The organism is Pseudomonas sp. S2_F07 (assembly GCF_054668325.1).
Genome location: NZ_CP162758.1, coordinates 2,560,093 through 2,573,470 on the forward strand (window position 1 = coordinate 2,560,093; position 13,378 = coordinate 2,573,470).

Here is a 13,378-nt window from a genome sequence, read left to right on the forward strand (position 1 = left end):
CTTGGGCACATCCACTATGGGATGATGCAAGAACCCACGCGTGTCGTTCAACTCAGGTCACAACTCAGGGGCCGGGCCTTAGTCAGCTTTGTCGCCGCCGGCCAGGTTCTTCTTGGAACCGGTCTTGAAATCGGTTTCGTACCAACCCGTGCCGCTGAGGCGGAAGCCCGGCATGGACAGCAACTTTTTAAGCTCTGGCGCCTGACAGACAGGGCAGTCGACCAGCGGTGCATCGCTGATCTTTTGAATGGCTTCCAACTGATGACCACAGGAAGCACATTGATAATCGTACATCGGCATGGAGGTTGTCTCGGCGATCAGATTGCTACCGCACACGCAGGGTTTTGCGGCAAAGAGCGGGATTATATCCATTAAATGCGGCCTGTGCAGCCGTAAGACTGCACGGACCGACACTCTGCTGTTTTCGCCGTCCAGACTAGGCCATGGCGATGCCCCCCCTTCCTTCAGACTGTGTACGACGCAGACAACCCGCACCAATCCACTGAAGTTCCTTACCCCGCCATGACGTAAGTGAACTTCGCGATCCACATGAGACAACAGGTTATTGACCGAGCAACCATTGACCCGGGCCATCGCCCCCAAAATATCCCAATAAACCTGCTCGAGCCGCAAACAGGTGGCGAAGCCATTCAATCGTACGGAGCGGGAGAAGGGCTGGGCCAGCCCCATATCGAACTCGCGAACAAACGGATCAACCCTTACATCCTTGTGCGAACCGTATCGCCCCTCTTCTTGCCTTTCATAAACCATAACGCTGACACTCCTTTGCCATCTGGTTTCTTTAAAGCGCAACTGTGTGTCGACTTATAAAAACTCAGGTGCAAAGGTATTTTCCAGCCGACTTTATGACCCTCGACGTAGGATAAGCCAACAACTTTTGGCAGACCCTGGAGAGCGTCCTACTCCAGACATTTTCCCACGCAACGAAGCGATGCGCCCTTCAGAAACACCCCATGGAATGGTCCAGCAAAGAAGATCGCGGAGCATCCACGCCGCTTTTCATGCACCGGCATCCGCGAGGTCAGCAAGTCGGTCGCAGGAAGGTACCGCTACCCCGTAACTTGGGGCAACCTGCGTCAATTCGCCCCGAAAAGAGCCGCCGGACGCCCTGATTTGAGTAGCCTGCGGCTTTGCTGTTAAATAGACAGTGTGTCGCCAGTGCCTATTTTTTCCGGGCACGGCGCATAGGCTGATACCGGGTACGTGTCCAACGCCTCTTTATTATCTTGAAGCGAACCGTGCGCCATCAGCTCTTCCTTGTGAGCTGTCTTAACGTGAGTTAATCAAAATGTTGAAAATCGTCCATCTGTTGATAGGCGCAGCGGCCTTGCTGCTGTCCTTCATCCCTAGCCTGCAATCCGAAGCCTTACCTTACCTGCAACAACCCGACGCACTGTACCTGGCCTTTTTCGGCCTGCTCAACCTTACGCTTGCACCAGTCATCCCTTACTGGAACAAAGGCCCGCGTCACCAACTGCAAAACCTGGTCAGCGCCCTGCTGGTGCTGAGCGTGGTCCTGCAAACCCTGACGCTGATCGCACCGATGCCCGTCATCGCCGGTCAACCCGCCGTACTGTTCAGCCTGGTCGCAACCCTGATCGCCGTTGCCCTGCACCTCGGCATCAGCTTTTACAAGTCGTCACCAGCCGCTGCCTCGCCAAGCTACGACATGAGCAACCGTGATACCGGCACCGTCAAGTGGTTCAACACATCCAAAGGCTTCGGCTTCATCTCCCGCGACTCCGGCGACGATATCTTCGTCCACTTCCGGGCCATTCGCGGTGAAGGCCACCGTGTCCTGGTCGAAGGCCAGCGCGTGGAGTTCTCCGTCATGAATCGTGACAAAGGCCTGCAAGCCGAAGATGTGATCGCCGCACTGCCGCGCCGCTGACTCAAGGCTAAAAAAACCGCGCACAGCCGAGCTGTCCGCGGTTTTTTCATGCCTGTGACTTGCTTAATAGTGCGGCGGAGGCGCTTCTTCTTCAAATGACTCGAACTGCCCGACCATTTCCTCCTGTCGCTTGAGCAGCGCGGCCATTTGCAACTGCAGGCGCTCCACCACCCGCTGCTGCGCCACCAGCACATCGTTCAACGCCTGGATGGTGTCATCCTGAAACGCCAGACGGCTTTCAAGCTCGGTAACGCGTTCTTCCAGGCTCATGATTCAGCCCTCCAGAAACGTAAAATCATCGGTCAAAATCAAGCGCAAACGCTCGCGAATCGCGGCGATCTGCTCCGAACCGTAAGGTTTTGCCGGATGTTTACCCCAAACCGGCGCCGGCCAGGCGGCATCTTCGCGCTTGCGCACGATTACATGCATGTGCAACTGACTGACGACATTGCCCAGCGCCGCCACATTCAACTTGTCCGCATCGAACGCGTCCTTGAGTCCTTGCGACAGCGCAGTGGTTTCCTGCCAAAGCTGTTGCTGGTCTGCGACATCCAACTGAAATATCTCGCTGATAGCCTCACGACGAGGTACCAGGATGAACCAGGGATAGTTCGAATCGTTGGACAGCAACAACCGGCAGAGCGGAAAGTCCCCGATCGGTAACGTGTCTTGTTGAAGTCGTGGATCTAAAGCGAACACTGCGCGTTCTCCCGCCGGGTCATCATTTTTCAGCTTAGCGCCCATCCAGAGGGACAGCGCACCAAGCGACCGGACGGCAGCATACCTGCGAACGACGCAGGCTTCACGGCGAACCTTACGCAGAAGTCACGAGCGCCAACGAAAGGCTGAGAACCCGCCCTCGGATGAGACACTTTTCGCTGCTGCGCACCATTACAGAACTGACAAGCCGGAAAAAATACCGAAATGACTGATTTACAAGGAGGAGTTCGTTCCAGACAAGCGGTCAACCTGGATGAACTCAGCACGACACAAATTTTTTTGCACCAAAACCGCACAGTGGGTCTACGCTGAACGCTTCGACATCCGCCATTTACTCACTGGCGGGGTGATCCGGTAACATTTTTGGTTGTCATGCAGCGGACCAGAAGGGTGCAACATGATGCCAGACAAGGCGTCAAGCCCAAACTAAACGCGCTTGAACCCCCCGGCTTTATGAGGTTTTTACAGCGTCAGACACTCAACTGGAAAAAAGCTGCAACAAAACCCGATTTTGTGCACACTTGTTGCATTCATACCCAACATGGCCTGAGTGGCACCCGCTGGAAGCGGAGGCCCTCAGGCAAAAAAAACAGTGGCAAGGTAGCCCGATGGAGATTCAAACGTTTCACCAGGACTCTTTTTACCGACGCCAAGGCTCGGAAAACAGCATAAAAGTTGTCAGCCCGGTTGCGTCGGAGCTGGAAATTTGCGACATCTACCACGCTGTTTGCGACAGGGTCGTAAAGAAGGCGAAAGGTTAGATGCGCAAGTATCGCCAACATTGTCGGCGTGATATAAGTTTGCGCCGACACAAAAAGAAAGAGCCGCCCAGATAATAAAACAGGTGGGACGGCAGTACTCTTCTAAAACCAAAGGAGCAAATCACGATGCGCGTGATGAAGTGGAGCATGATCGCACTGGCAGTTGCAGCAGCAGCCAGTACCCAATTGGCTACGGCCGCCCCTTTCGTAAGTGACCAGGCTGAAGCCAAGGGCATTGTTGAAGACAGTTCCTTGAACTTGCTGGTTCGCAACTACTACTTCAACCGTGATAACAAAGATGGCGCTCGCGACCAGAAAGACTGGACCCAAGGTATCTGGGGCAATTTCAGCTCCGGTTATACCCAGGGCCTGATCGGTGTAGGCGTTGACGCATTCGGTTACCTGGCAGTCAAACTGGATGGCGGCGACGGCACTTCCGGCTCAGGCAACATGAGCCGTAGCGACACCGTTAATGCCAACGGTTCTCGCGACGTTAACGACAGCCAGGGTAAAGCCGGCGGCGCCGTTAAAGTCCGCATCTCCAAAACCGAGCTGAAATTCGGCGAAATGCAGCCAAGCACTGCGCCAGTGTTCGCTGTTGGCGGTTCCCGTATCCTTCCTCAAACTGCTACTGGCTTCCAACTGCAGAGCAGCGAAGTCAAAGACCTTGACCTCGAAGCCGGTCACTTCTACTCGGCGTCCAGCCAGGACAAAAACGCTAGTGACGGCGGCCTGTTTGCAACCTACGCTGGCGTAGAAGCCAACAGCATCGACTACTTCGGTGGTAAATACGGCATCACCGACAACCTGTCGGCATCGCTGTATGGCGCCAAGCTGGAAGACATCTGGAACCAGTACTACGCCAACCTGAACTACACCATTCCGCTGGGTGGCGATGAGTCGCTGAACCTGGACGGTAACATCTACAACACCAAAGATACCGGTGACGCCAAAGCGGGCGAGATCAGCAACACCGCTTACTCCCTGGCAGCCGCTTTCTCGTTCATGAAAGCACACACCATCACCCTGGCCTTCCAGAAGGTTAACGGTGACACTCCGTTCGACTACATCGGCGTGGGCAAGAACAACCGCGGCGGCGACTCGATCTTCCTCGCCAACTCCATCCAGTACTCTGACTTCAACGCCCCTGGCGAGAAGTCTGCCCAGGTTCGTTACGACCTGAAAATGGCTGAGTACGGCGTTCCAGGTCTGAGCTTCATGACCCGTTACGTTAAAGGTTGGGACATCGACGGCACCAAAACTCCTGTAGGCAGCCCTTACGCTGGCCTGTACGGCGAAGACGGCAAGCACAACGAAACCAACTTCGAAGCCAAGTACGTTGTTCAGACTGGCCCGGCAAAAGACCTGTCCTTCCGTATTCGTCAAGCATGGCACTTCGCTAACGCTGACGAAGGTGAAGGCGACGTGAAAGAGTTCCGTTTCATCGTCGACTACCCGCTGTCGGTTTTGTAATCGCATCCAGTTAGTTTGCGGTAACAAAAAAAGGCCCATCTTCGGATGGGCCTTTTTTGTTGTCTATGCAAACTGTTCAATTATTGAACAATCGCTATCCATGCCTGACCGAAAAGTCAGCCGTGTATGGCAAGACCGGTCACTGCACCGCAGATTCCTGAACCACACGAATAACCCGCTGTGGAAATGGAATATCGATACCGGCCTCTCGCAGACGATCCCGGGATAGTTCGTTGAACATGAACATCACGTCCCAGTAATCGGCAGTCTTTACCCAGACACGAAGCGAAAGTGTGATCGCACTGTCACCCAGGGTAGAAACAACGGCCTGTGGTTCCGGATCTGCCAATACTCGCGGGTCCTTGGCCAATTCCAGCAAAACTTCACGGGCTTTCTGCAGGTCCGCTTCATAATCAACGCCTACATCAAACACGACCTTGCGGGTCGGCTGACGGTTTGTGTTGGTGATGATGCCATTCGACAGATTGCCGTTAGGTACGATGATGGTCTTGTTGTCACCAGTACGCAGCACGGTATGGAAAATCTGGATGCTGTCGACAGTACCGGCGATACCCTGAGCCTCGATCCAGTCACCGATGCGAAACGGACGGAACAGCAAAATCAGCACGCCACCGGCGAAGTTCGCCAGGCTGCCCTGCAAGGCCAGGCCAATGGCCAGGCCTGCCGCACCAATCGCTGCCACAAACGAAGTGGTTTCCACACCGATCATCGAGGCCACGCTGACGATCAGCAGAATCTTGAGAATGATATTCGCCAGGCTGCTGATAAAGCCTTGCAGCGCCAGATCGGCATTACGCAATGCAATCAGGCCGCCGAGCTTTTTCGTGACCTTGTTGATCAACCACCAGCCGATGGCCAGGGTGATAACCGCCAGCAGTACACGGCTGCCGTACTCCATGATCATCGGGATCCAGGTTTGGGATACCTTGACCAGATTGTCTACCTCGGCATTTAAGTCCATCTACACTCTCCTGTTTTCCGGCTACCCGGCATGCGTAAAAAAAGCGGCAGAAAGACCGAACCGCGACGGGCTCAATCGTTTCTGCCGCTGCTTGGCCTCCGACGTCGCAAACGCCAAGAGGTTCCCGCTTCGAGGCTCAGTCGCGGAAGTTGTTGAACTGCAGCGGCATACCGAATTCCTTGGCCCGCAGCGCTGCAATGGCTTCTTGCAGGTCATCACGCTTTTTGCCGGTGATGCGAACCTGCTCACCCTGAATGGCCGCCTGAACCTTGAGCTTGGCGTCTTTGACATGAGCGACGATTTTCTTCGCCAGCTCCTTGTCAATGCCTTCCTTGAGGACGGCTTCCTGCTTCATCAGCTTGCCCGACGCGAACGCGTCCTTGACTTCAAGGCACTGCACGTCGATTTTGCGCTTGACCAGCGCCAGCTTGAGGATCTCAATCATCGCTTCGAGCTGAAAATCCGCTTCGGCGGTCAGGTTGACGGTCAGGTCTTTTTCCTTGAACTCGAAGCTGCCTTTGCCTTTCAGGTCATAACGACGATCGAGTTCCTTGACGGCGTTCTCGACCGCGTTGGTGACTTCGTGTTTGTCCAGTTCGGATACCACGTCGAACGACGGCATGTAATCTCTCCAAAATTAAAGGCGCACTGATGGAGCACGCCTGGCTTGCGGTTAAAATCCGCGCTGATTATAACGGGTCTTTCCCATCATTCACTGCGAGCTGCCGATGCACGCCTTAAACAGAGCAAAAAGCTGATGTCCACCACCTGGCATGTACTGGGCGCCGGCAGCCTCGGCACTTTATGGGCGACACGCCTGACACGGGCTGGAATGCCGGTCCGGCTGATCCTGCGGGACACCACGAGACTGCAGGCCTATGAGGTGGCCGGTGGATTGACACTGGTGGAACACGGCGAGGCGCAACACTATGCCGTGCCCGCAGAGACAGCCGACAACCCCCAACCGATCCACCGCCTGCTGGTGGCGTGTAAAGCCTACGATACCGAAAGTGCGGTGGCTCGATTGGCGCCACGCCTGGCCCCAGGCGCCGAACTGATCCTGCTGCAAAATGGCCTGGGCAGCCAGGACGCGGTCGCCGCCCAGGTTCCCCAGGCACGCTGCATCTATGCCTCGAGCACCGAAGGCGCCTTCCGCGATGGTGATTGGCGCGTGGTGTTTGCCGGACATGGCTTCACCTGGCTGGGGGATGCGAGCCATCCGGTGGCACCGATCTGGCTCGATGACCTGAGCGCTGCCGGCATCCCCCACGAGTGGAGCACCGAGATCCTGACCCGGCTGTGGCGCAAACTCGCCCTCAACTGTGCGATCAATCCGCTGACGGTGCTACACGATTGCCGTAATGGCGGCTTGCAGCAACATCAATGTGAGGTCGCCACCCTGTGCGGTGAACTGGTGGAGTTGCTCGAGCGTTGTGGTCAGCCGGCAGCGGCCGAAAACCTGCAGCAGGAAGTCGAACGGGTGATTCACGCCACCGCCGCCAACTACTCCTCGATGCATCAGGACGTCACGAGCCAGCGCCGCACGGAAATCAGCTACCTGCTCGGTTATGCCTGCAAAGTGGCCGGGCGCCATCAACTGAACCTGCCTCACCTCAATCAACTTGAGGCAAGGTTGATCGCTCGCCTGCAACGCCTTGGATTGCCCAGCGACTGAGCAGCGGCTACGCTGGCCACTTGTTCCTTGTCTGCGATGAATCCGATGCCATTGCGCCAGCGCCTTGAAAACCTGCCCGTCGGCCAGAAACTGCTGGCCGCCCTGCTGGTACTGATGGTCACCGTCCTGCTGGTTGCCAACCTGACCTTTATCAGCGCCGCCTACTACATCTCCCAGGAAAGCATGGCGCCCCAGGCCCTGCAGACCATCGGCCGGCTGGTATCCAACCCGAGCCTGGCCTCCGAAGCCCTGGCGTCCCCCCAAAGCGCCGAGCGCCTGCTGAATGAACTCAACAGCTATTCGCCCTTGCGCGCGGCAGCCCTGTATGACGGAAAGGGTGAGCGACTGGCGCAATTGCAGCATGGCGACAACCTGGAGCTACCGAAGCGTTTCCGGCATATCGAAGACTGGCAGGCCACCGAGTTTCGTACCAACCAAGTCATCCCCCTGCCCCGCACTGGCGCGGCACCAGGACACCTGCTGTTGGTAGCTTCGAGCGAACTGCCAGTGGCGTTCTACACCGGGACCCTGACGGCCAGCCTGGGGATTCTGATCTTCAGCGTATTGCTGTGGCTGATCATTGCCCGCCAGATCAAGCGCCTGATTACCCGGCCGATCCACCAGCTCGAAGAGTTGTCCCGGCAGGTCACCCGCGAAGAGAACTACGCACTGCGTGCTTCGCGCGGAAACCACGATGAAATCGGCAGCCTCGCCGAAGCGTTCAACACCATGCTCTCGCGGATCGAGGCCAGGGAGCAGCAACTCAAGCGGGCCAGGGACGACTCCCAGGCAGCCTATGACCAGGCCCAGGGTCTGGCGGAAGAAACCCGCCATACCAACCGCAAACTGGAGCTCGAAGTCCAGGTGCGCAGCAAGATCGAGAAAAAGCTCACCGGTTTCCAGAACTACCTCAACAGCATCATCGACTCCATGCCATCGGCGCTGATCGCCCTCGACGAACAACTCTACGTGACGCAATGGAACCAGGAGGCCAGCGCCCTGTCCGGCACGCGCCTCGATGAAGCCCTGAACCAGCCTATCTTCCTCGCCTTCGAACCGCTCAAGCCGTTCCTGCCGCAACTCAAGCAAACGGTCGAGCAGCATACGGTGGCCAAGATCGAGCGTGTCACCTGGCTCAAGGATGACGAGCCCCGCCACTACGCCCTGACTTTCTATCCGTTGATGGGCGGTGCCGGGCGTGGCGTGGTGATCCGGATCGACGACATCACCCAGCGCCTGTCCCTGGAAGAGATGATGGTGCAGTCGGAGAAAATGCTGTCGGTGGGTGGCCTGGCCGCCGGCATGGCCCACGAGATCAACAACCCGCTGGGCGCAATCCTGCACAACGTGCAAAACATTCGCCGACGCCTGTCGTCCGATTTGCCGAAGAACCTCGAAGTGGCCGAACAGGCCGGCATCGAACTGGCGACGGTCAACCAGTACCTGAAAATCCGCGAAGTGCCACAGTTACTCGACGGCATCCAGCAGGCCGGTGCCCGGGCGGCGAAAATCGTCACCCACATGCTCAGCTTCAGCCGTCGCAGCACCCGCCAGATGGCCCCTTGCGATCTGCCTGCCCTGATCGACCAGGCGGTGGAGATCGCCGGTAACGACTTCGACCTGGCGATCGGCTTCGACTTCAAGGGCCAGGCCATCATTCGCCAGTTCGATCCGGCCCTGGGACCGGTCCCCGGCACCGCCAACGAACTGGAGCAAGTGCTGCTCAACCTGTTGAAGAATGCTGCACAAGCCATCCATCAGCGCGAAGACGACAGCGAACCGGGGCGGATCATCCTACGCACCAGACTGAATCCGCCATGGGCGGAAATCCAGGTCGAGGACAACGGGATCGGCATGAGCGAAAACGTGCGCAAACGGACCTTCGAGCCGTTCTTCACCACCAAGGAAATCGGCCAGGGCACCGGGCTTGGCCTGTCGGTGTCGTACTTCATCATCACCAATAACCACAAGGGGCAGATGGAAGTGCAATCGACTCTTGGCCAAGGCACCTGCTTCACCTTGCGCCTGCCCCTGGCGAGTACCCCACCTGTCTCGCAAGAACTCAATCTGCTATCGAGGTAACCATGGGCTTTCGTTTGTCGAAGATTTACACCCGCACTGGCGACAAAGGCGAGACCGGGCTGGGCGACGGTCGTCGCGTACCCAAGGATCACCCGCGGATCGAGGCCATTGGCGAAGTCGATACGCTGAACAGTCAGGTGGGCGTGTTGCTGGCCGGGCTGGCGGCGCAAACGGGTGAGTTTCCAGGCTTGAACGAAGTGATCGAGGTATTGGCCCCCTGCCAGCATCGGTTATTTGATCTGGGTGGCGAACTGGCGATGCCGGTGTACCAGGCGTTGAATGCAGCAGAAATCGAACGACTGGAAGCGGCGATCGATGTGTGGAATGAAGAGTTGGGGCCCCTGGAAAACTTCATCTTGCCCGGTGGCTCGACGCTGATTGCCCAGGCTCATGTCTGCCGTAGCCTGGCGCGCAGCGCAGAGCGGCGCTGTCAGCAGCTCAATGCGATTGAGCCGTTGGCCGGAGTTGGCCTGGCGTACATCAATCGGTTGTCGGATTTGTTGTTTGTGATGGCGCGGCTGATTGCCAAGCGTCAGGGAGTGGCGGAGATTCTTTGGCAGCCTGCGGCGAAACCTGAGGTTTAGCCGGCGCCTGCCAAGCCCTCATCGCGAGCAAGCTCGCTCCCACAGGTTTTGTGATCGCCGCAAATCCACTGTGGGAGCGAGCTTGCTCGCGATGAGGCCATTTGCATCACTCGGAATCAGGCCAAAACGCCCGTATTCCCGCCACACCCTGCGCACCCGTCGCCCAGGCTTTCTCGACCTCAGCCGGGCCAACCCCACCAAGCAGGAACACCGGCTTGCTGAAGCCCTCGATCAAGCTCGACGCCTGCTCCCAACCCAACGGCTCGGCGCCAGGGTGAGTCTGGGTCGGCTGTACCGGCGACAGGGTCACGAAGTCCACCCCCATCTGCTCGGCCAGCGCCAGCTCTTCAGCGTTATGGCACGACGCCGCCAGCCAGCGCGATGCCGGTAGCGGTCGGCCAGCCGCTGCGTATTTGCGCAGCTGCGCCGAGGTAATGTGCCAACCGGCGGACGGGAAGTCGCCCAGCCATTCGAACGGCCCCTTGATCATCAATTGCGCCTTGCCGGCACACAGCCCCACCGCATCCACGGCCAGGTCCCGGTATTTCGGGTCGTAACCGTTCGGTGCGCGCAACTGGATCAGCTTGATGCCGCCAGCAATGGCCTTCTGGATGCCGCGCAGCAACGCCGGGGTTTCCAGGTCTTCCGGGGTAATCAGGTACTGAGCGGGCAATTTCGCGGCCGCGACGATCGGCTGATTGGCCGCCGGAAACTCGTAATCCGACAGATCCCGGGGCGACACCCAGGCCAGCGGTTGGCCTTCGGCGCCGTGGGGCTCGCCGGTAAACGCCGAGACTTCCCAGACATCCAGCAACACCTGCTTGTCCGGGTAATCGTGCCGGACCTGAATGAGCGGGCGCGCCGCGCCGACCACGATGCCCAGTTCCTCATGAAGTTCGCGGGCCAGTGCGGTTTCGACCGACTCGTCGGCCTCGACCTTGCCCCCGGGAAATTCCCACAAGCCACCCTGGTGCTGTGAATCCGCACGACGGGCGATCAGAATTTGGCCACTGCCATCACGGATGACGGCGGCGGCGACATGGACTCGTTTCACCTTTACGACTCCTCCAGTCCGGCCTTCTGCCAGGCCTTGAACGCTGGCCATTGGTAGAGGGTTTCAACATAGGCTTCGTCAGCCGCGGACAGTTTCACCCGATAGGTGCGCAGGCGCACGGCGATGGGTGCAAAAAACGCGTCGGCCAACGTGATGCGGCCAAACAGGTACGGACCGCTCTCGGTCGCAGCGGCACGACACTCGGCCCACAACGCAGACATGCGTTCGATGTCCGCCTGGACATCGGCCGGGACCGGCGATAGCGCTGCGTCATGGCTCAGGTCGAACGGCATGTTGCCGCGCATGGCGAAAAAGCCACTGTGCATCTGCGCGCACGCCGAACGCGCCTGGGCACGGGCGGCAATGTCTTTGGGCCACAGGTTCGCGTCGGGAAATTGTTCTGCCAGGTATTCGGCAATCGCCAGGGAGTCGGCGATGGTGCCGTGTCCGGTTTTCAGCAGCGGGACTTTACAGGTTGGCGAATGCTTGAGCAGACGCTCACGGGTGTCCGGCTGGTTCAGCTTGATCAGTTCTTCGGTGTAGGAAGCGCCAGTCAGATCGAGGGCCAGGGCGCCACGCAGGGACCAGGAGGAATGCAGTTTGTCGCCGATGATCAGGTGCAGGCTCATGTTCGGGGTGCCTTCTCGTCAGGGTAACAAGCCAGAATATCTAGCGTCTGGTCGTCAGCCTTCGCGAGCAAGCCCGCTCCCACAGTTGATCGGGCAGTACGCACACTTTGTGTTCACTGAAGATCTCTTGTGGGAGCGGGCTCGCTCGCGAATGGGACGACTCGGTCTTGAACCGTGTATTAAGTACGGTACTCGGCGTTGATCTTCACGTATTCGTGGGACAGGTCGGTGGTCCAGATGGTTTCGCTGCAATCGCCACGACCCAACTCGATACGGATGGTGATTTCTTCCTGCTGCATCACCGCCGCGCCCTGGGCTTCGGTGTAGGTCGCCGCGCGCGCGCCACGGCTGGCGATGCACACGTCGCCGAGGAACACGTCGATCTTGCTCACGTCCAGGTTCGGCACTCCGGCACGGCCTACAGCCGCCAGGATACGGCCCCAGTTCGGGTCGGAAGCGAACAACGCGGTCTTGATCAGCGGCGAATGAGCCACGGTGTAACCGACGTCCAGGCACTCCTGGTGATTGCCGCCGCCGTTGACTTCAACAGTGACGAACTTGGTCGCGCCTTCACCGTCGCGAACGATGGCCTGGGCCACGTCCATGCACACTTCGAACACCGCTTGCTTGAGCTTGGCGAACAGTTCGCCTTCGGCACGGGTGATTTCCGGCAGTGCCGCCTGACCGGTGGCAATCAGCATGCAGCAGTCGTTGGTCGAGGTATCGCCATCGATGGTGATACGGTTGAACGACTTGTTGGCGCCATCGAGCATCAGGTTTTGCAGCACATCGCGGGAGACTTTGGCGTCGGTGGCGATGTAGCCGAGCATGGTCGCCATGTTCGGGCGAATCATGCCGGCGCCTTTGCTGATGCCGGTTACGGTGATGGTCACGCCGTCGTGCTGGAACTGACGACTGGCACCTTTTGGCAGGGTGTCGGTGGTCATGATGCCGGTGGCGGCAGCTTCCCAGTTATGGATCGACAGGTCGTCGAGGGCCGCTTGCAGCGCGCCTTCGATTTTCTCGACCGGCAACGGCTCGCCGATCACACCGGTGGAATACGGCAGCACCTGGCTGGCATCGACACCGGTCAGTTCGGCCAGCTTGGCGCAAGTGCGCTCGGCGGCGGCCAGGCCTGGCTCGCCGGTACCGGCGTTGGCATTGCCGGTGTTGGTCAGCAGGTAACGCACAGGGCCTTGCACGCGTTGCTTGGCCAGGATCACCGGCGCGGCGCAAAAGGCGTTCAGGGTGAACACGCCAGCAACCGTGGAGCCTTCAACACAGCGCATGACCACAACATCCTTGCGCCCCGGGCGCTTGATGCCGGCCGAGGCGATACCGAGTTCAAAACCGGCAACCGGGTGCAACGTTGGCAAAGGACCAAGACCAACAGCCATGAATGCGCTCCTTTATAAATGATGTCAGCACCGTTTCAGCAGAACGGTGGTTCGAATGGTAAAACGCCGCGACGGCAGAAGCCGGTCGCGGCGCGGGTATTTCAGCGTT

General features: G+C 58.5%; 13 protein-coding genes and 1 pseudogene. 5 read left to right on the forward strand and 9 right to left on the reverse strand.

Annotation, left to right across the window (positions count from 1 at the left end; genetic code table 11):
- Positions 1-78: 78 nt before the first annotated feature.
- On the reverse strand, positions 79-300 hold the full coding sequence (locus AB4O40_RS11425) for an FmdB family zinc ribbon protein (protein WP_056726046.1): 222 nt from the start codon (positions 298-300) through the stop codon (positions 79-81).
- Positions 301-453: 153 nt separating this feature from the next.
- Positions 454-771, reverse strand: a pseudogene (locus AB4O40_RS11430) (ribbon-helix-helix domain-containing protein); the annotation flags it as partial.
- A 538-nt stretch (positions 772-1,309) separates the two neighbouring features.
- Between AB4O40_RS11430 and AB4O40_RS11435 the strand changes: the two are divergent.
- Entirely contained in the window at positions 1,310-1,912 is a 603-nt protein-coding gene (locus AB4O40_RS11435; protein WP_056726050.1) for a cold-shock protein, read from the forward strand.
- Positions 1,913-1,975: 63 nt separating this feature from the next.
- On the opposite strand, the gene AB4O40_RS11440 is transcribed toward AB4O40_RS11435, so the two are convergent.
- Together AB4O40_RS11440 and AB4O40_RS11445 are read right to left on the reverse strand one after the other, a co-directional pair.
- Positions 1,976-2,182, reverse strand: coding sequence for a SlyX family protein (locus AB4O40_RS11440; RefSeq protein ID WP_008052459.1), 207 nt, complete (start codon positions 2,180-2,182; stop codon positions 1,976-1,978).
- Between the two features lie 3 nt (positions 2,183-2,185).
- Positions 2,186-2,611, reverse strand: coding sequence for an HIT domain-containing protein (locus AB4O40_RS11445; RefSeq protein WP_056726053.1), 426 nt, complete (start codon positions 2,609-2,611; stop codon positions 2,186-2,188).
- A 908-nt stretch (positions 2,612-3,519) separates the two neighbouring features.
- Here AB4O40_RS11445 and AB4O40_RS11450 point away from each other — a divergent pair.
- Positions 3,520-4,866 carry an OprD family porin gene (locus AB4O40_RS11450; protein ID WP_460054485.1) on the forward strand — a complete coding sequence of 449 codons (1,347 nt, stop codon included), beginning with the start codon at positions 3,520-3,522 and terminating at the stop codon, positions 4,864-4,866.
- 139 nt (positions 4,867-5,005) lie between these two features.
- On the opposite strand, the gene AB4O40_RS11455 is transcribed toward AB4O40_RS11450, so the two are convergent.
- Together AB4O40_RS11455 and AB4O40_RS11460 are read right to left on the reverse strand one after the other, a co-directional pair.
- Complete coding sequence (locus tag AB4O40_RS11455; protein WP_056726058.1) at positions 5,006-5,848, reverse strand: mechanosensitive ion channel family protein; 843 nt, start codon at positions 5,846-5,848, stop codon at positions 5,006-5,008.
- Positions 5,849-5,984: 136 nt separating this feature from the next.
- Positions 5,985-6,470: a YajQ family cyclic di-GMP-binding protein gene (locus AB4O40_RS11460; protein WP_053155306.1), complete on the reverse strand. Its 486-nt coding sequence runs from the start codon at positions 6,468-6,470 to the stop codon at positions 5,985-5,987.
- Positions 6,471-6,605: 135 nt separating this feature from the next.
- On the opposite strand from AB4O40_RS11460, the gene AB4O40_RS11465 reads away from it, so the two are divergent.
- From AB4O40_RS11465 to AB4O40_RS11475, 3 genes are read left to right on the forward strand one after another with little or no spacing between them, the layout of a single operon-like run.
- Positions 6,606-7,523, forward strand: a complete 918-nt coding sequence (locus tag AB4O40_RS11465) for a putative 2-dehydropantoate 2-reductase (RefSeq protein WP_056726060.1) — start codon at positions 6,606-6,608, stop codon at positions 7,521-7,523.
- 45 nt (positions 7,524-7,568) lie between these two features.
- A complete protein-coding gene (locus AB4O40_RS11470; protein WP_056726062.1) occupies positions 7,569-9,605 on the forward strand; it encodes a sensor histidine kinase in 2,037 nt (678 codons plus the stop codon).
- Positions 9,606-9,607: 2 nt separating this feature from the next.
- A complete protein-coding gene (locus AB4O40_RS11475) occupies positions 9,608-10,189 on the forward strand; it encodes a cob(I)yrinic acid a,c-diamide adenosyltransferase (RefSeq protein ID WP_056726064.1) in 582 nt (193 codons plus the stop codon).
- Between the two features lie 106 nt (positions 10,190-10,295).
- Here AB4O40_RS11475 and AB4O40_RS11480 read toward each other — a convergent pair whose 3' ends face one another.
- The 3 genes from AB4O40_RS11480 to argJ form a co-directional block, all read right to left on the reverse strand.
- Complete coding sequence (locus AB4O40_RS11480; protein WP_056726066.1) at positions 10,296-11,243, reverse strand: Nudix family hydrolase; 948 nt, start codon at positions 11,241-11,243, stop codon at positions 10,296-10,298.
- Positions 11,244-11,245: 2 nt separating this feature from the next.
- Complete coding sequence (locus tag AB4O40_RS11485) at positions 11,246-11,872, reverse strand: glutathione S-transferase family protein (protein ID WP_223541140.1); 627 nt, start codon at positions 11,870-11,872, stop codon at positions 11,246-11,248.
- A gap of 179 nt (positions 11,873-12,051) precedes the next feature.
- Entirely contained in the window at positions 12,052-13,269 is a 1,218-nt protein-coding gene (gene argJ / locus AB4O40_RS11490) for a bifunctional glutamate N-acetyltransferase/amino-acid acetyltransferase ArgJ (protein ID WP_056726069.1), read from the reverse strand.
- Between the last annotated feature and the right edge of the window lie 109 nt (positions 13,270-13,378).